The sequence below is a fragment of the Roseibium sp. Sym1 genome, assembly GCF_027359675.1.
Lineage (GTDB): Bacteria > Pseudomonadota > Alphaproteobacteria > Rhizobiales > Stappiaceae > Roseibium.
This window is the reverse complement of the sequence record NZ_CP114786.1, coordinates 2806925-2824237: the sequence shown is the minus strand read 5'-3', so window position 1 is coordinate 2824237 and position 17313 is coordinate 2806925. Positions and strand designations below refer to the sequence as shown.

The window sequence follows — 17313 nt, the reverse complement described above, 5'->3', positions numbered from 1 at the left end:
GAAAATGACGCATGAGCCTGGACGAAGACACTGAAAAAGGAGCGCAAGATTACAGCCTGTTGAAGGCTTATCGCCCTTTTCCGGGGGTTTCCGACGAGCTGCTTTATCCCGACGGCCGGGTGCGGCCGGTCTGGCGGCCCTTTCTCGATCATCTGTCCGGCCTGTCGCCGGAGACGATCCTCGAACGCTTCGCGCGCGGCAATCAGTATCTCAACGATGCCGGCGTCTATTTCCGCCAATACGGCCAGGATGGCCCGAATGAGCGGGAATGGCCGTTCAGCCATATTCCCGTCATCATAAGCCAGGACGACTGGCAGGTGATTTCGGACGGGCTTGTCCAGCGCGCGGAACTGCTGGAGCAGGTGGTTGCCGATCTTTACGGCCCGAACCGGCTTGTCTCCGACCGGCTGCTGCCGGCGAACCTTGTCGCGAAGAGCCCGGAATGGCAGCGCCCGCTGGTGGGTGTCGAGCCCCGGTCCGGTCATTTCCTGCATTTTCTGGCCTTCGAGATCGGCCGCGGGCCGGACGGCACCTGGTGGGTGCTGTCGGACCGGGCGCAGGCGCCCTCCGGCGCCGGTTTCGCGCTGGAAAACCGTGTGGCCACGGGGCGCGTCTTCAACGAGTTCTTCGCAAGGGCGAATGTTCACCGGCTGGCCGGGTTCTTCCGCCGCTTCCGGGATCACCTTGTCGACCTGCGCGGCGAGCCCGACAGCCGGGTGTCGATCCTGACTCCCGGGCCGCTGAACGACACCTATTTCGAACACGCCTATATCGCCCGCTATCTCGGCTTCATGCTGCTTGAAGGCGAAGACCTGACCGTCGAGAACGACCGTCTGATGGTGCGTACCGTCGCGGGCCTGAAACCCGTCAGCGTGCTGTGGCGGCGTCAGGACGCAAGCTGGACGGATCCCCTCGAACTGAACGAGACGTCGCAGATCGGCACGCCGGGGCTGGTACAGGCGGTCCGCCAGGGCACAGTCACGATGGTCAACGCCCTTGGCTCGGGCTTCCTGGAAACCCGTGCGCTGCTGGCCTTCCTGCCCCGCATTTGCGAACACCTTATGGGCGAACCGCTGAAGATTCCGAATGTCGCGACATGGTGGTGCGGCGAGACCTCGACGCGGGACTATGTCAAGGAACACGCCGAAACCATGATGTTCAGCCCGGCACTGAGCACCGCGCTGCCCTTCACCTCGGCCCAGACGGACTTCATCGGCAAGGACTTTCACGAGCGAAGCCAGGGCAACCTGGAATCCTGGATCGACGGCAGGGCCAGCAATCTGGTCGGCCAGGAAGCGGTCACGCTGTCGACGACACCTGCCTATCATGACGGGCAGCTGCTGCCACGGCCGATGAGCCTGCGCGTCTTTCTGGCCCGCACCGCCAACGGCTGGGAAGTCATGTCCGGCGGCTTTGCCAGGATCGGCCGGACGGAGGATGCCAGCGCAATCGCGATGCAGGCGGGCGGCTCCGCGGCGGATGTCTGGATCGTCGCCGGGCAGAAACCAGTCAAGGAAACCCTTCTGCACCAGACGGAATCGCCGTTCTTCAAGACCCAGAGCGGAGCCCTGCCGTCCCGTGCCGCCGACAACCTGTTCTGGCTCGGCCGTTACGTGGAGCGCGCCGAGGGCGCCGTGCGGCTGCTGCGCGCCTATCACGCGCGCTTACTGGAAACGGCCGATCCGGAGGCACCGCTGGTGGCCCAGGCAGGCGAATTCCTGGACAAGATCGGTGTGGCACCGGTCGAGCCTGTTCCCGAAGGCCTCTGCGAGATGCTGCAATCGGCCGTTGCCAGTGCGTCCAAGGTGCGCGACCGTTTTTCCGTCGACGGCTGGCTGGCCCTCAACGACCTCGCGCAGTCCGCCAACGGCGCCAGGAGAACGATGCGCGACAGCGCGGACGTGACCCGTGCCATGGGGCTGCTGCTGCGCAAGATCACCGGCTTTTCGGGACTGGTGCACGAGAACATGTACCGCTTTACCGGCTGGCGGTTCCTGAGTATTGGCCGGGCCCTGGAGCGCGCCCACCGGATGGCCGACCTTCTGGCCGAGTTCACGGCCGAGGACGCGCCGGAAGGTGCCCTGGAACTGCTGCTGGAGGTCGGCGACAGTGCCATGTCGATGAGCCGGCGCTACGCGGTCTCCCTCAGCCAGTCCACCGTGCTCGACCTCCTGGCGATGGACACCAAGAACCCGCGCTCCGTGCTCTACCAGTTGAACGACATGAAGGATCACGTCGGCGTGTTGCCGGGATCGTCGGAAAACGGCCACCTGTCGGAACTCGCGCGCTCCGTGCTGCAGATCCACACCAGCCTGGCCATCTCCACTCCCGACACGCTTGTTCCCGAAAAGCTTGGAGAGCTCAGGGACCAGATTGCCCATCTCTCCGTGGAGCTGACCGATGCCTATATCCGGTGACCTTAACCCCGCTTTTGAGTACACCGGACCCAACACCCTGCCGGCAACGAGACGATTTTGCTTTACGACCTGAATCTTGAAATCAGCTACAACTATGCCAGTCCGGCAAATGCCGGGCGCCACGCCCTGCGCCTGATGCCGGCAACCATTTCAGGCGCACAACGGCTTCTGGCCGGGCAGGTCCAGTTGCTGCCCGAGCCGTCGGAACGGCATGATCGCATCGATTTTTTCGGAAACGCGGTCACCGATGTGGCCTATCGCAGCTCCCACAGCGACCTTGTCTTCAAGCTGAAGGCCCGTGTCGACAGGACAGCCGTTCCGGAAGAATTCGACATTTCCCCGCCCTTGAACCTGTTGCCGAGGGAACTCGGCAGCATCCAGTCGCTGGCCCCGAACGAACCCCTGCATTTTCTGGCAGCGTCTCCGCGGCTGCCGCTCGATCCCGCCTTTGCGCACTATGCACAGCAGCATGCCTCGACGGACATGAGCACTCTCTGCGCCGTGGAGGCGCTCGGCAAGGCCCTCAATGCGGAGCTGAAATTCGACGCGGAGGCCACCACGGTCGACACGCCGGTCATGGAAGCCTTCGAGCGCCGTCACGGAGTTTGCCAGGACTTCTCGCACATCATGATTGCCTGCCTCAGGAGTATCGGCATCCCGGCAGGCTATGTCAGCGGTTTCCTGCGCACGATTCCGCCAAAGGGCCAGCCGCGCCTTGAAGGGGCCGATGCGATGCATGCCTGGGTACGGGCGTGGTGCGGCATTGATGTGGGCTGGGTCGAATACGACCCGACCAACGCGCTTCGGGTCGGCCAGGATCACATCGTGGTGGCCTACGGACGCGATTACGGCGATGTCGCTCCGGTCAAGGGGGCCCTGCGCACTGCCGGCGGCCAGACGACGAGCCACAAGGTGGATGTCATTCCACATTGACGGCGGGTGCCGTTCCTAGGGTCAGGACCCTAATCCCGAGATATCCCCCGCAGACCTCGCCCGGCCTGTTCCCTGTCGGCCGGTTTTGCTAAAGTGTAGTGCGCGACCACGGGTGCGGGAGCTGGTGATGCGTTCATTCCTATTGGCAGTGTTTTTGTTGTTTGTATCGGCCGGATCGAGCCTGGCGGACTACAATCAGTCCAAGGCCTGGTTCAACGAGATGACCTACCAGGAACGCATCCGGACGCAATTCCTTCTGGTTTTTACCGGCGACTACGCCTCGATCGTGGACGGCACATTCGGCAAGCTCACCTACAACGCCCTGACCACATTCCAGAAGCACCGGGAGTATGAACCCGACGGCGTGCTGGATCCTGCCGAACTTCTGGTCCTGCAGCGCGACGGTCTGGACCTCGTCAAGCGCGTCGGCTTCGAAACGAAGAACGATGCGTCGACCGGCATAACATTCGGCGTGCCGGTGAAACTGTTCGAACCGCCCACCCCGGGCGAACGCGGGCAGCGCTGGCAGGCCTATGACGGCAGCATCGCGCTGGAGACCCTGCGTGTTCCCCACACGGAAACCGCCTACAAGGACCTGTTCAGGCGCCTGACCCGGACAGGCGACGGCAGAACCGTCGAATTCAAGCTGATGAGAAACGACTATTTTGTCGTCTCCGGCCAAAAGGACGGCCGCGACTTCTATGCCAGGATCATGAAGACCGCCGCCGACAACAGGGGCTTCTCGCTCTCCTGGGAGCCGAGACACGCGGTGTTCATGGACCGGGTCGCTGTCGCCATGTCCAACAGTCTGCGTTATTTCGAGGGCAACCAGGATACAGGCAAGCTCGATGCCATGACCTCCGCTCCGGACCTGAACACACCGGAAGCGGGCAAGCACGCCGCGGCCGCGGCAACGGGCAAATCCGACCGGGCCCGCAAGATGCCCACAGGCTCCTCCTCGGGCTCGGGCTACCTGGTCACGGCGGCCGGGCATATCGGCACCAATGCGCATGTGGTCAGCGACTGCGGTTTTCTGGAAGTGCCCGGCCATGGCACCGCCAGCCTGGTGCAGGCCGACCTGGTCAATGACCTGGCCATCATCCAGCTGGACAGCAAGCACGCGGAACATTTCGCGCAATTCCGGTCGAAACAGCCTATCGTGCGCGGGGAAGAGGTGTTTGTCCTCGGGTATCCCTTCGCGCAGATCCTCGACAACAACCTGAATTTCACCTACGGAATCGTCTCGTCACTGGCCGGGGTCAAGGGCGACATCCGCCATTTCATGGTGTCCGCACCGGTGCAGCCGGGCAATTCCGGCGGGCCCGTGCTGGACAGGACAGGTGCCCTGATCGGCACGGTCGTGTCGCGCCTGGACAAGTTCAAGACACTGCAGGTGGCCGGCGATCTGCCTGAGAACATCAATTTCGCCATCCGCGGCCGGCTGATGTCCACCTTCATGGAGAGCCTCGGGCTGTCGCCGTCCTACAACACGATCACCCGGCTGAAGAGCCCGACCGTAATCGACGAGGAAGCCGCCCGCTACACGGTCCAGATCCTCTGCAAGAACTGATAGCCGCAAGGGGCTCTGCCTATCTGACCGCCTGACCGTCCGTATCGAAGAAATGCATGCGCGCCTCATCGAAATTCAGCCCGACACGCGCACCTTCTTCGACAGTGTCCGCGCCGCTGATGCGCACAAGAACCGTCTCCAGGCCGTCCAGCGCAACATAGAGGAACGTGTCCGCGCCGAGATATTCGGCGACTTCCACCGTCCCCATGCAATGGCCCTCGCCCTCACCGACGACAGCCATGTGTTCCGGCCGGATGCCGAGCTTGACCGGAGCCTGCACCGAGCCCGCATGCGGGTAGTGGCCCCCGCCATGTCCCTGGAGCGAAAACTGGTCGCCGGAAACGGAACAGGGCAGCACATTCATCTTCGGCGAACCGATGAACTGGGCGACGAACAGGTTGTCCGGCCGCTCGTAAAGCTCGCGCGGCGACCCCACCTGCTCGATCGTGCCGCCCTGAAGGACAACGATCTTGTCCGCCAGCGTCATGGCTTCCACCTGGTCGTGGGTCACGTAGATCATCGTGGTGCCGAGGCTCTTGTGCAGGCGGGCGACCTCGAAGCGCATTTCCACACGCAGGGCCGCGTCCAGATTCGACAGGGGCTCGTCAAACAGGAACGCGCTCGGCTCGCGCACGATCGCCCGGCCGATCGCGACACGCTGGCGCTGACCGCCGGACAATGCCTTCGGGCGCCGGTCGAGATAATCTCCGAGCTTCAGAACATCCGCAGCGGCGTTGACCTTGCTGTCGATCTCGGCCTTCGGCACACCGGCCGTCTTCAGGCCGAAGCCGACATTCTCGCGCACGGACATGTGCGGATAGAGCGCGTAGGACTGGAACACCATGGACAACCCGCGCCCGGACGGCGGCAGCGCGGTGACATCCTTGCCGTCGATGTCGATCGTGCCGCGGCTGGTTTCCTCCAGGCCGGAGATCAGCCGCAGCAGCGTCGATTTTCCGCAGCCGGACGGCCCCACGAAGATGACGAATTCACCATCCTTGATGTCGAGGTCGATGCCCTTGATGACCTGCAGGTCGCCGAACCACTTTTCGACCCTGTTGAGCTGGATCGCTCCCATTTCATGCTCTCCTACTCTTAAGCTGCCTGCTGCGCGTGAGAGGGCGAAGCCCAGGTGAGCCAGATGGCCGCCGTCCAGGAAAAGGAACCTCCACCGGCGCCGGCACCCGTTTCCGGGCTGAAATATTCGGCGAACCCGCTGGTCTCGATCAGGCTGGCCGTGTCGCGGCGCAGCCGGTCGGCACGCGCCGTGTCTCCGGCTTCCGCAAAGCCCTTGGCGATCATGTAGTTGATCATGGCCCAGACCGGCCCGCGCCAGTAGCGCAGCGGTTCGTAGCAACGATGATCGGGATCGTAGGACGGCATCATATAGCGCACCTTGGCCGCGATCCGGTCGAAATGGCCTTGCAGCGATGTCAGCGTCGCGGCGTCGGCCAGGCCCGCATAAAGGGCCAGAAACGATGCACTCGAGATCCCGTCCGTCTGTTTTCCGGAGCGTTCATCCAGGGCGACATGCGCCCGGATCTCTTCGTTCCAGAGCGTCTTCGCCCCCGTTTCCATCCGTGAAATCCAGCCGCGGATCTCGTCCGCCTCGGCGTCCTTGCCGAGCCTCTCGGCAAGCGCCAGAAGATCCCGGTTGGCGCGCAGGAAGATGAAGGTCACGCCCGGGTCGGCAACGAAGAAGGGGCAGCTCTCGGCCACCTGCGCCGAATCCCAGCCGACCTTCCGGCAGGCGGCGACGATGCTCAAGTAACGGTCGTAGTCTTCCTTGTGCGGGCGCATCGCCGGATCGACATGGGAGGTGTCCTTGCGCTCATAGGGCGCGATGTCCTTGACCTCGACGGCCCGGAGCGCGTCGTCCCAGTCCGGCAGGTTGTCGCGGCCGGATTCCCAGGGATGGATCACCGCGATCACGCCGAGGCCCTTCGGGTCCCGGTAGTTCAGGTACCAGCGGTGCCAGGCCATCAGGCCGGGCAACAGAGAGGCGGCCCGTTCGAGCGCCTTGCCCGTCCGGTCGTTCCGGACCAGATCGAGGATCACCGAGGCGGCGACCGGCGGCTGGGAATGCCCGGAACTCGGAATCGGACCGCCGTCCGTCCCCCAGACGCCCGGTCCCGGGAAATAGCTCGGGTCATCCTTGCGGAACAGGATGTGGGGCACCATGCCGTCGCGCCACTGGCCTTCGAACAGCATTTCGATCTCGCGCCAGGCGCGGTCCTGGTCGAACTCGGCGAAGCCGAGCGCGACGAAGACGGAATCCCAGTTCCACTGATAGGGATAAAGCCCCTTGGTCGGGATGGTGTAGCCGCCCTGATCGTTTTCCGTCAGGATGGTCTTGGCCTTTTGATCCAGGTCTGTGTACGACACAGTTAACTCCTCGGGCCTCTTTCAAAGAGCCCTTTTCATTGATTGCTCAACCCTTGACGCTGCCGGCCGTCAGGCCCTGCACAAGGAAGCGTTCGAACCACAGGAAGATGACAAGGACGGGCACGGTCGCAATCACCGCGCCCGCCATGAGGTGCTGACGCGGCACCTCGGAGGAATTCAGGGACACGACACCGCGCGACAGGGTGAAGATGTCCGGATCGTCGAGGAACATGAAGGCGAACAGGAACTCGTTCCAGGCGATCATGAAGACATAGAGCGACACCGAGGCGAGCGCCGGCAGGGACAGCGGCAGCGTGATCTTCAGGATCACGCCGATGCGCGACAGCCCGTCCATCAGCCCGGCCTCTTCCAGCTCCGAGGGCAGACCGCGGAAATAGCCCTGCAACATGTAGAGCGCGACCGGAATGGTGGTTGCCGGATAGACGATCAGAAGACCTGTGAGCGTGTTGCGGAGGCCAAGCTGGGAGAAGACCGCGTAGAGCGGGATCACCAGCACGATGGCCGGCACCATGTAGATCAGCAGCACCGAACGGGCCAGGAATGCCTGCCCCGGGAAACGCAACCTTGAGACCGCATAGGCGCCCGGCACCGAAAAGAGCAGCGTCAGCACGACGGTCGCAATGGAAACGAAGGCGGACACCATCAGGTAACGGCCGAAATTGAACTGGGTGAACAGTTCCACATAGGAGCGGAACAGGCCGTCCAGCCCCTGGCTGACATCGATGGAAAGATCGAGCGGATTGGCCAGAAGCGCCTGTTGGCTCTTCAGCGAGGTCATCACCATCACGTAGAAGGGCAACGCCACGATGATGGTGAAGACGACAAAGCCGATGCCCTTGGCAATGCGGATATAGATGACCTCCCGCTCGTACCGGCTCATCGCACCGAGGCGTGCGCCGCCGAGCGAGATCCGGTTGGCCGCCGTCACGCCGGCGACGAAGACGATCAGGGCAAGCCCCTGCCACACCGGGGTGGTGCCGAGTGAAAGACCGAAGGGCGCGGCGAAGGACGCCGCCATCAGCACCAGGAAAAGCGCACCGGCGGAAAGCCCCCAGGCAGGCAGCCCGCCCCGGGTTCCGGCGGACTGCCGCCAGACAAAGACCAGCGCACTGACGAGGCCGGCAAGACCGGCGGCGGTTGCCTGCGGCAGGGCGACTTCCCCGGTGATCAGGGTGAGCGTCACGGCGATCACCACCATGGCGGTAACGCCCCAGATCAGGCCGGTGAGCGCGGTGAGAAGGACACTGCCGGGTCTCATAGCCCTTCCTCCTTCGGCGAGAAGCGGATGAACAGGGTGGCGAAGGTGACCAGCACCACGAAGACGACGACGGCGACGGCCGCGCCCGCTCCCAGGTTGGAGAGCGCGAAGCCCTGCTCATAGACATCGACGGTCAGCGTACGCGTGCCCGCATTGCCGCCGGTCAGCAGGAAGATGTCGTCGAACTTGTTGAAGGTCCAGATGAAGCGCAGCAGGAACAGGACCGACAGGATGCCCATCAGCTGCGGCAGCGACAGGTACCAGAATTGCTGCAGAGGTGTCGCGCCGTCCATTTCGGCGGCCTCGTACATGTCCGTGTTGATCGACTGCATGCGCGCAAGGATGAACAGGAAGGACAACGGGAAATAGCGCCAGGCCTCAAAGGCGATCACGGTCGTCAGCGCCAGCGGAAATTCCATGGACAAGCCGAAGAACGAGAACTCGACCGCCCGCTGACCGAAGAAATTGATCGGGTCGGCGACGACGCCCATCTTTGTCAGCAGCGCGTTCAGGGTTCCGGAAAACGGATCGAACAGCACCACCCAGGTGAAGGCGACCGCGATCACCGGCGAGACATAGGGAAACAGGAACAGGCCGCGCAGGACGCCACGTCCCGGAAACACCGTGTTGAGCAACTGGGCGGCAAACAGGCCGAGCACCAGCGCGCCGCCGGTGCCGAAAATCGTGTAATAGAAGGTCACCCGCAGCACGGACCAGAATTCGTCGGCATTGAAAATCCTGCGGAAATTCTCAAGCGTGAAATCGAAATTGGTGAGGACGTTGTTGGCCTCGCCGGCGATCTGCGGCTCGCTTGCCCGCTCGGGACGGTCGGCAGACAGGAACGCATCGCTTACCGTTCCTTCAAGCTGCAGCCGGTCGCGCCAGCCGGGCTCGACGGTACCCAGGTCACAGGTCAGCACACTTCCGGTGACAGAGCATGGCTCCGGCAGGGCGCCGAGCTCGAATCCTGCCGGAATCTCGTCGGTCAGGACGACATTGCGGATCTCTTCGTCCTGGGACGAGTTGCGCAGGCGGTATTCCAGTGTGGCGCTGTCGCCGGCGGCTTCCGGCCGGCCACGCGCCCGCTCGTTCACCAGCACGGTGGGCGGCCTGAGATCGGCAAGTTGAACCGGTTTCACGCTGATCCAGAAATTGGCCATCAGCGGACCGGCGACGATCATCAGGATGATGGCAAAGGTCGGCGCCAGCATCATGTAGGCCAGCCACATCTCGCGCCGCTGCATGGGGCCAATGCCCTTGGGCGGGCCGGACGATGTGGATGTCTGATCGTGTGAACTCATTGTTCCAGCTTTCGGCACATCGATTGACGACACTCAATGCTTTGAAGTTGAAGCCACCATGCGGGGACACGCTCCCCCTCTCCCGTGGGGAGAGGGCTGGGGTGAGGGGAGCCCCCCCTCCGTATCCTCGCAAAGTCTGCCCCCTCACCCGGCGCAGTCGCGCCGACCTCTCCCAATGGGAGAGGAAACCTGGTGTATGCAGCGACCTTGGGTGATCGTTGGCAAACAGCCGCTTCCCGTGCTCCCACAAGGATCAGTTGGTTCGCTTTCTGTGGACCGGGCGTCACGGGCGGGCGCCCGGTCCCTGCCTTGGATGGTGGGCAGTGTCCCGCCTCCCGGTTCACACCGGGAGGCGCAACGCGGTTACTGGATCTTGGCCAGTTCTTCGTTGAGCTTGGCGACCGTTGCCGCAGCATCCCGCTCGCCGTCGATATATTCACGGACGTAGCGGTTGATCACCTGGCTGTTGATCATCTTGGAGGCAAGCGACAACTGGCCTTCCTTGACACCCCAGCGGCTGGCGGTGTCGAGACCGGAGACGATCGTGCTGATGGTCTCGGCATCGTAGAGGTCCGTCAGCGGTGCCTTGCGGTCGACGCCGACCGGCAGCTTCGCCCAGCCGTCGACAAACGCGGTGGCATTGTCCGAATTGCCCCGGCGGATCGGGAACTTGCCTTCCGGCGCGATCGACAGCGTCGACATGTAGCCGTCATCCATGGAGAACTCGACGAACTGCATGGCGGCTTCCGTGTCCGCATCGTTGGTGATGCCGAAATAGCGGATGTCGGCCCAGGCGGCACCATCCGGGTTGGACGGCCCTTTCAACGTGGTCACGACACCGGTCTTGGAGGCAAGCTCGGACGAGGTCGGATCGTCGGTGATGGTGGGCGGCGCACTGTCGCGCAGGCCGGCCAGCTCATCCAGGATGAACGGCGACCAGATGATCATGGCAGCCTTGCCGGCGAAATAGAGTTCGCGCGACTGTTTCCAGAAGAGGTCACCCGGGGGCGAGGCCTCTGCGATGGCCTTGTAGAACTCCAGCGCCTCGATGGTCTTCTTTTCATCCAGCGCGCTGAACCCGTCGCCGCTCACCGGGCTGACGCCATTGGCCAGGAACACGTGTTCCAGAACCTGGCTCATGAAGTTCTCGTCGATCTTGGTTGCGGCGACGAAGCCGAACATTTCCGGCGGATTGTGCAGTTTCTCGACCGCCGCGAGGATGGCTTCATAGCTGTTCGGAGCAGCCAGGCCGTTTTCCTCGAACAGGTCCTTGCGGTAGACGACCATCTGGGTCCAGCCGTCCACGGGCACGGACGCAACGCCGTCTTCCACCGATGCCATGGCGACGGCACCCGGTGCGAACGTATCGGCACCAAGATTTTCAAGAACCTCGGTCGCGGCTTCGGTGTCCAGGATGCCGGCTTCCGCCCAGGGCAGCGCATATTGCAGCGTGTGATAGATCACGTCCGGCAGGTCTCCGGCCGCGAAGGCCGCCGTCGCCCGCGTGCCGAGATCCGATTCCGACACCGGAATGACATCGACTTCGATGCCGGTCTTTTCTTTGAAGGCCGCGGCCATTTCTTCCTGCTTGGCCAGCCGCTCGGGCTGCTCTTCGGTGGTCCAGAACCGCAGCGTTTCCGCCTGGGCCGCCGTCAGGCCAAGCGCGAGAACGCCTGCCATGGTCGAGGCCAGGAATGTACTCCTCCCAAACATATTACTCTCCCTTACTGCCAGAATGTGGCTGTTGGTCCAGCCGGCCCCGGAGCGCTTCCGCGAGCGCGGCCGGTGTCATGGTTGGCGCGCCGTCGGAGGCACGCCGGATCAGGTTCGCTTGTGCAAGCGCCTGCAAACTGGTTGGGTTCTTGCCGTCCAGAACGTCGATCAGCATCCGCGCGACCCGTCCGCCGGCATCCTGTGCGCTTTGCGAAAACGTCGTCAGCGGCGGATCGAGATACTCGCCGACAGGCAGACCGTCGTAACCGATCACCGTCACGTCGGAACCGACCTTCAGCCCGAGCCTTCGGCAGAACTGTACCGCTCCGATCGCAAGGGCATCGGTCACGCACAGCAGGGCTGTCGGCGGCGCCGACAGCGACAACAGCGCCTTCGCACCGGCGGCGCCGCCCTTTTCGCTGAGAACCTGCAGGCTCTCCAGGCTCGAATCGTGTGCCACGCCGAGCGCCTCGAGGCCCTGACGGTAACCGTTCAGGCGCTGCAGGGCGAAATTCAGTTCCAGGGACCCGCCGACCAGGCCGATACGTTCATGGCCGAGGCTGTAAAGGTGGCGCACCCCCTCCGCAAAGGCGGTCTCGTTGTCGATGTCGAACCAGGCATAACCCTCCGGATCGCGTGTGCGGCCATGGGCGACAAAGGGGAAATTCTTTTCCAGAAGGAACGCGATCCGGGGATCGTCGACTTCCGTGCGCGTGACAATGAACCCGTCCACCTTGCGCCGTGCGATCAGCCGCTCCAGCGTCTCGATCATGTGTTCGCGTGAATGCGCGGTCGTGACCAGCAGGTCGAGGCCGAGTTCATCAAGCGCCCGCGCGATGCCGTCGATGAATTCCGACAGGAACGGATCCGCGCCGCTGCCGTGACCGACCGGAATGACGATCCCGAGCGTATCCTGGCGGCCGCGCTTCAGGTTGCGGGCGGTCGCGGAGGGCTGATAGCCGAGATCCTCGACCGCCTTCAGGATACGCTTGCGGGTGTTTTCGGAAATGTCGGTATAATTGTTGAGGACGCGGGAGACCGTTCCCTTGGCCACGCCGACATGGCGTGCGACATCGTCGATCGTGACGGAACCGCGCAACCGCGACATCAATCCTCCCCGGAGCTTCCCGGCTCCCTTCCCGCCGTTGCACGATCTGGCAACGGATCATTATTATCTGAATTCAGTCTTACAAAACCGATTTTGTAAGTCAACAAAATCGGTTTTGGTGCTGTGCGATAAAAATTCTGCAAAGCGGCAAGACACTGTCTTTGCAACGAAACACATCGCCTGAAAGTTTCGAGCGAACGTGAAACGAACCGCCCCCGGTCTCAGCACATGAAACCGGGGGCGCGGATGAAGGTGGAAGATTATGCCCGCGCCTGATCAGAAGGCGACGCCCGAAACCAGAATGAGATTTGCGTAGGGTGTGCACTCGCCGGTGCGGATGACGGCGCGCGCACGTGCCGTCCGCGTCCTGAAATCGTCGTGCGGCAGGCGCACATGCTCGATCGGCTTGCCCGTCTCGGCCGCCCAGTGCGCGAGCCGAACCTCGATCGCGGTGGTCAACTCCGGAGAGGCTTCATCGGCGAAGACCGCCTGTTCGATGATCATCTCTTCGACCAGCGCGTCGAGAACATCGAACAGCCCGGGCACGCCGGGGCTGACCGCAAGATCTATCACGCCGACATTGGGCGGCACTGGCAATCCGGCATCGGCCAGGACGATTTCGTCCAGATGCCCGAGCGAGGCCACGAGCTTGCTCAGATGACGGTTCAACAGCTTGGTCCGTTTCATGGCCTCTTCCTTTCTATGTCAGTGATACCAGCGCTTCGCACAGCGGCGCGGGATCATAATAGGGCGCGGACGCCTTGCTGACGAGATCGAGACGCAGGACGGCGATGCCGCGTGCGCCGATTTCCCCGGTCTCGCTTTCCGGCACGCTCTTGTCGACGATCACATAGTTGAGCAACCTGTGAACGGGACAGTCCGATCCGGCATCCTTGCGGAGATAAGTCAGCAGCGTATGAACCTTGTCTGCCAGCCGCATGTCGCCGGTTTCCGGATCCTGCCCGAGGCTCGGCACGTAGACCTTCGGCACCGTGCGCGCGGCAAGCGTACGGCCGACACCGGTCGGCAGGAGGGTCGCCATCAGGCTGGTGTAGAAACTGCCCGGGGCATAGCAGACAAGATCGGACGACCCGATCAGAGACCGGTTTCGGTCCGGAAACACCGCTTCCGCCGGGTCCCTGTCCGTCAGGCCGATGTTGAAGAAAAGATCCTTGATCGGAGAGGCCGGCGGCGGATGTTCCTTGCCGGTCAGCAAATGCTGTCCGATGATCACGTCACCGGAGGACAACTCCGCGCCCAGATGCAGGTTGTCGTCGGTCACGGCACGTACGGTGCCCTGGACGCCCACCAGCTTGGACACCAGAAAGATGATCGGTTCGAGCTCCTGGTTCTGGTTGAGGTAACCGCCGGCCAGGATCAGGTTGCCGATACTGGCACCCCGCAGGTCGAAGCTCTTCGGACGCGCGGCATGAAACATGCCGAGCTGGTTCTGGATCAGCGTGCGCATCGGCTGTTCGATGGCCTCGACCAGCGGATGCGTTCCCGCGATCATGGCCTGAAGTTCGCCCGCCAGATCCTCCGGCGCCGCGGTCCTGGAAAAACGGTGGGTGAACAGGCGAAACACGTCCGGATGCCCAAGAACCGTCTCGTCGGCGAGCGCCATCAGGCGGCTTCTGAGATCGCCGATCGCAGGCATGTTGAAGGCCAGCCGCAGGCCCTGCGAACTGCCGCCGCTGTCAAATGGGGTGACGAGATGAATGGAGTTGTGTGTGTAGCGTTTCAGGTGCTGCGCGACACCATTGAGCGCGGAGCCACCGCTGAAGAACAACAGGCGTGGACCGAGTTTCGGATTGGACAGAAAACGTTCGATCCGGAAAGGATCCGGCATGCGCACGGCGCGGGTGATGGTGAGTTCGGTCACATCAAGGTCCTGTTTCGTCCTTGGTCTTCCACAGCCTGGTCCCCGGAGGCGGTTTCATTTCATTGACGTCTGGGTGCACGATCCTGCGAAACCATAGCCTAACCGATCCGGATGGCACGGAAGTCATTGACATTCGTTAGTGTCGGTCCTGTGACCACCTGGTCCCCGATCGAGGCGAAAAACGTGTGCGCATCGTTGTGGCGCAGGGCTTCCTGGATGTCCGCGCCGGCAGCCGCGGCCCTGGCCGGGGTCTGCGGTCCGATCACCGCACCCGCCACCTCGGCGGCACCGTCGACACCGTCCGTATCGCAGGCGATGGCATGAATGCCGTCGGCCCCGTCGAGCGCGGCGGCAAGTGCAAGCGCATATTCGGCATTGGGGCCACCGACCCCGTCGCCTCGCCGGGTCACCGTCAGCTCGCCGCCGGACAGGAGCAGCAGCGGCGGGCTGCCCGCCTGCCGTTCCCGCTGCCGGGACAACGCCAGCCTGGCGTGTTCGGCGGCAACCTCGCGGGCTTCTCCTTCCAGGGCATCCCCCAGGATCTCGACTTCGCAGCCGTTTTCCTCTGCCAGGACCTTGGCCGCCTCCAGGGACTGCGACGGGGCTGCAAAGATCGTGTTGGTCACATGGGAGAGTCTTTCGTCCGCCGGCGCCAGCACGCCGCTCGGTCCGGCAAGCACGGCCTCCACCGACGCCGGCACGCTGATCTTCCAGCGGTCGAGAATGGATTTTGCCTCATCGGCCGAGCTGGCGTCACCGACCGTCGGACCGGACCCGATTTCCGCCGGGTCGTCACCGGGCACGTCTGACAGGAGCAGCGCCAGCATCCTGGCCGGATAGGCGGTTGCCGCAAGCTGCCCGCCCTTCACCCGGCTGAGATGCTTGCGCACCACGTTCATCTGACCGATCGGCGCGCCCGAAGCGAGCAAGCTCTGGTTGACTGCCTGTTTTTCGGCAAGCGTGATTTCGCCCGCGGGTGCCGTCAGCAGCGCGGACGCCCCGCCGGAAATCAATGCCAGAACGAAGGTTTCCTCATCGAGATCCGCGAGCAGGTCGAGCATGCGTTTCGTTGCCGCGAGGCCGGCCTCGTCGGGCACAGGATGCGCCGCCTCTACGATCTCGATGCCCTTGCAGGGACGTGCATAACCATAGCGCGTGATCACCAGCCCGTCGCACGGCCCCCAGACCGCTTCCACGGCTTCCGCCATCCGGGCGGACGCCTTGCCGGCCCCGACAACCAGGACCCGCCCGGCCGGCTTTTCCGGCAGATGGGCCGCGAGGCTTTTCATCGGGTCCGCGACTTCGACCGCCCGTTGAAACAGCTGTTTCAGAAAATCCTGCACCTCGTCACCCATCCGGCGTGCCTCTCCTTTCAATATTCGATGCCATCGTTTGAGCCCGGATCCGGCAACATTTTCAAGGGCATTGCGCGGCATTTCCGGCCCGAAAGAACCGAAACAAGCGAAAACACCCATGGCTGACCCGCTATTTTTTTGCGTTTTTCCACCATCGACCACACATCAGGGGACAGCTTGAGAGAGGTTCCGATGACAGTGCAAGCGACACCCGCCCTGGAGGGGGCGATCCGCAATCCGGACAACCCGGCCCATCTGATGGTGATCAGGGATGTGCCCCGCCGCATCCGCATCTATCACGGCGCCGCCCTGCTCGCCGACAGCACCCATGCGCTGCGCGTGCTTGAAATCGGCAAGTCCTTCTACGACCCGATGATCTATGTCCCGGAAGCGGATCTGAAGACAAAACTTGGTCATGTCGACCGCACGACCTTCTGCCCGATCAAGGGCGAGGCCAGCTACGTGTCGCATGACGGCGACGAGATCGGCTGGGTCTACCGCACGCCGGTTGCCATGGCCGGCCAGCTGGAAGGTCATCATGCCTTCTGGCCGGCCAAGGTGCGGGTGGTGGAAGGGGAATAGGCGGCCTGCGCGCCGCCGCTCCGCGGCTCAGCCCTTGCCGACATCCTCGACATAGACCAGTGCCCGGCCCTGGCAGATGCGCGTGCCGTCGGCGGCCTCGCAGACCGTTTCCAGGTCGACCAGATGCTTTTCGGGGCGCAGACGCGTGATCGTCACGGAAGCCGTCAGCGGCTCGCCCACCGGTGCCGGCGCCAGGAACTCAAGGCTCTGTTTCAGGTAGTTCGTGCCCCGTCCCGGCAGCTTGACACCAAGAAGGTAGGAAAACAGCCCGCCGATCAGCGGACCGGGCACGGCATCGGGAACGGGCGTGCCCTCACCGGCCATGCCCGCGAAATCTCGCATGTCCTGAGCCGTATAGCTGCGTGTCAGTTCTGCCCGCTGTCCGAGATCCAGGCTCATGCGAGTTCTCCGAGTTTGCAGCTTCCGGAAAGGGTGACAGCACCATCGGCGCTGCGCCTGACCTCGATCCCGATCAGCCCGGACGCGTCCGGGGCCTCATGAAAGGAAAACGTCAGTTCCTCATCCGCATAGGCCGGGTTCGGGAACATCAGCGCCTGGACCTCATGTTTCCGCCCGGGAAACAGCCCCTCCAGATGCCCGAACACCCGCGTATAGAGCAGCATGCCGTGTGACACGGTCCGGCCGAAGCGGGTACGGGCCGAAAAGTCCGGGTCGACATGGATCGGGTTGTCGTCGCCGGAGAGTTTCGCAAAGGCATCGAAATCGGCCTGCCGCGGGATCCAGGTGAAGGTTGCGCTGACGGGCGCGTCGGCGGTGAGGCTCATGGG

Annotated in this window: 15 protein-coding genes; 4 read left to right on the top strand and 11 right to left on the bottom strand. The window is 63.4% G+C overall.

Annotated elements, in window-relative coordinates; all coding sequences use genetic code 11:
* The first annotated feature begins 11 nt into the window (after positions 1-11).
* The 3 genes from O6760_RS12835 to O6760_RS12825 all read left to right on the top strand — a co-directional run bounded on the left by O6760_RS12835 (position 12) and on the right by O6760_RS12825 (position 4920).
* Positions 12-2417: a circularly permuted type 2 ATP-grasp protein gene (locus tag O6760_RS12835; RefSeq protein ID WP_269585752.1), complete on the top strand. Its 2406-nt coding sequence runs from the start codon at positions 12-14 to the stop codon at positions 2415-2417.
* Positions 2418-2474: 57 nt separating this feature from the next.
* Positions 2475-3350, top strand: coding sequence for a transglutaminase family protein (locus O6760_RS12830; RefSeq protein WP_269585751.1), 876 nt, complete (start codon positions 2475-2477; stop codon positions 3348-3350).
* Positions 3351-3477: 127 nt separating this feature from the next.
* Entirely contained in the window at positions 3478-4920 is a 1443-nt protein-coding gene (locus tag O6760_RS12825; protein WP_269585750.1) for a serine protease, read from the top strand.
* Between the two features lie 19 nt (positions 4921-4939).
* On the opposite strand, the gene O6760_RS12820 is transcribed toward O6760_RS12825, so the two are convergent.
* The 9 genes from O6760_RS12820 to O6760_RS12780 all read right to left on the bottom strand — a co-directional run bounded on the left by O6760_RS12820 (position 4940) and on the right by O6760_RS12780 (position 15943).
* A complete protein-coding gene (locus tag O6760_RS12820) occupies positions 4940-5998 on the bottom strand; it encodes an ABC transporter ATP-binding protein (protein WP_269585749.1) in 1059 nt (352 codons plus the stop codon).
* Positions 5999-6015: 17 nt separating this feature from the next.
* Complete coding sequence (locus tag O6760_RS12815) at positions 6016-7305, bottom strand: MGH1-like glycoside hydrolase domain-containing protein (protein WP_269585748.1); 1290 nt, start codon at positions 7303-7305, stop codon at positions 6016-6018.
* A gap of 46 nt (positions 7306-7351) precedes the next feature.
* Positions 7352-8584, bottom strand: a complete 1233-nt coding sequence (locus tag O6760_RS12810) for a carbohydrate ABC transporter permease (RefSeq protein ID WP_269585747.1) — start codon at positions 8582-8584, stop codon at positions 7352-7354.
* The gene (locus O6760_RS12805) at positions 8581-9885 is read right to left on the bottom strand and encodes a carbohydrate ABC transporter permease (RefSeq protein ID WP_269585746.1); all 1305 of its coding nucleotides are present in this window, start codon (positions 9883-9885) and stop codon (positions 8581-8583) included. The genes O6760_RS12810 and O6760_RS12805 overlap by 4 nt, the downstream gene beginning before the upstream one ends.
* A gap of 363 nt (positions 9886-10248) precedes the next feature.
* Positions 10249-11598, bottom strand: coding sequence for an ABC transporter substrate-binding protein (locus O6760_RS12800; RefSeq protein WP_269585745.1), 1350 nt, complete (start codon positions 11596-11598; stop codon positions 10249-10251).
* 1 nt (position 11599) lies between these two features.
* The gene (locus O6760_RS12795) at positions 11600-12706 is read right to left on the bottom strand and encodes a LacI family DNA-binding transcriptional regulator (RefSeq protein ID WP_269585744.1); all 1107 of its coding nucleotides are present in this window, start codon (positions 12704-12706) and stop codon (positions 11600-11602) included.
* A 276-nt stretch (positions 12707-12982) separates the two neighbouring features.
* Complete coding sequence (rbsD, locus tag O6760_RS12790) at positions 12983-13393, bottom strand: D-ribose pyranase (protein WP_269585743.1); 411 nt, start codon at positions 13391-13393, stop codon at positions 12983-12985.
* A gap of 13 nt (positions 13394-13406) precedes the next feature.
* The gene (locus tag O6760_RS12785) at positions 13407-14588 is read right to left on the bottom strand and encodes a GAK system CofD-like protein (RefSeq protein WP_269585742.1); all 1182 of its coding nucleotides are present in this window, start codon (positions 14586-14588) and stop codon (positions 13407-13409) included.
* Between the two features lie 98 nt (positions 14589-14686).
* On the bottom strand, positions 14687-15943 hold the full coding sequence (locus tag O6760_RS12780; protein WP_269585741.1) for a glycerate kinase type-2 family protein: 1257 nt from the start codon (positions 15941-15943) through the stop codon (positions 14687-14689).
* A gap of 192 nt (positions 15944-16135) precedes the next feature.
* On the opposite strand from O6760_RS12780, the gene O6760_RS12775 reads away from it, so the two are divergent.
* Positions 16136-16525: a DUF427 domain-containing protein gene (locus O6760_RS12775; RefSeq protein ID WP_269585740.1), complete on the top strand. Its 390-nt coding sequence runs from the start codon at positions 16136-16138 to the stop codon at positions 16523-16525.
* 27 nt (positions 16526-16552) lie between these two features.
* Here the strand turns inward: O6760_RS12775 and O6760_RS12770 are convergent, their stop codons facing one another.
* Both O6760_RS12770 and O6760_RS12765 read right to left on the bottom strand, forming a co-directional pair.
* On the bottom strand, positions 16553-16924 hold the full coding sequence (locus O6760_RS12770; RefSeq protein ID WP_269585739.1) for a phosphate acetyltransferase: 372 nt from the start codon (positions 16922-16924) through the stop codon (positions 16553-16555).
* Positions 16921-17310 carry a MaoC/PaaZ C-terminal domain-containing protein gene (locus tag O6760_RS12765; RefSeq protein WP_269585738.1) on the bottom strand — a complete coding sequence of 130 codons (390 nt, stop codon included), beginning with the start codon at positions 17308-17310 and terminating at the stop codon, positions 16921-16923. Before O6760_RS12765 ends, O6760_RS12770 begins: the two co-directional genes overlap by 4 nt.
* Between the last annotated feature and the right edge of the window lie 3 nt (positions 17311-17313).

What these genes read in the sequence shown, in the direction of transcription:
- O6760_RS12835 (WP_269585752.1), top strand. Translation starts at nt 12, where the DNA reads ATGAGCCTGGACGAAGACACTGAAAAAGGAGCGCAAGATTACAGCCTG.
- O6760_RS12825 (WP_269585750.1), top strand. Translation starts at nt 3,478, where the DNA reads ATGCGTTCATTCCTATTGGCAGTGTTTTTGTTGTTTGTATCGGCCGGA.
- O6760_RS12820 (WP_269585749.1), bottom strand. Translation starts at nt 5,998, where the DNA reads ATGGGAGCGATCCAGCTCAACAGGGTCGAAAAGTGGTTCGGCGACCTG.
- O6760_RS12810 (WP_269585747.1), bottom strand. Translation starts at nt 8,584, where the DNA reads ATGAGACCCGGCAGTGTCCTTCTCACCGCGCTCACCGGCCTGATCTGG.
- O6760_RS12805 (WP_269585746.1), bottom strand. Translation starts at nt 9,885, where the DNA reads ATGAGTTCACACGATCAGACATCCACATCGTCCGGCCCGCCCAAGGGC.
- O6760_RS12800 (WP_269585745.1), bottom strand. Translation starts at nt 11,598, where the DNA reads ATGTTTGGGAGGAGTACATTCCTGGCCTCGACCATGGCAGGCGTTCTC.
- O6760_RS12795 (WP_269585744.1), bottom strand. Translation starts at nt 12,706, where the DNA reads ATGTCGCGGTTGCGCGGTTCCGTCACGATCGACGATGTCGCACGCCAT.
- rbsD (WP_269585743.1), bottom strand. Translation starts at nt 13,393, where the DNA reads ATGAAACGGACCAAGCTGTTGAACCGTCATCTGAGCAAGCTCGTGGCC.
- O6760_RS12780 (WP_269585741.1), bottom strand. Translation starts at nt 15,943, where the DNA reads ATGGGTGACGAGGTGCAGGATTTTCTGAAACAGCTGTTTCAACGGGCG.
- O6760_RS12775 (WP_269585740.1), top strand. Translation starts at nt 16,136, where the DNA reads ATGACAGTGCAAGCGACACCCGCCCTGGAGGGGGCGATCCGCAATCCG.
- O6760_RS12770 (WP_269585739.1), bottom strand. Translation starts at nt 16,924, where the DNA reads ATGAGCCTGGATCTCGGACAGCGGGCAGAACTGACACGCAGCTATACG.
- O6760_RS12765 (WP_269585738.1), bottom strand. Translation starts at nt 17,310, where the DNA reads ATGAGCCTCACCGCCGACGCGCCCGTCAGCGCAACCTTCACCTGGATC.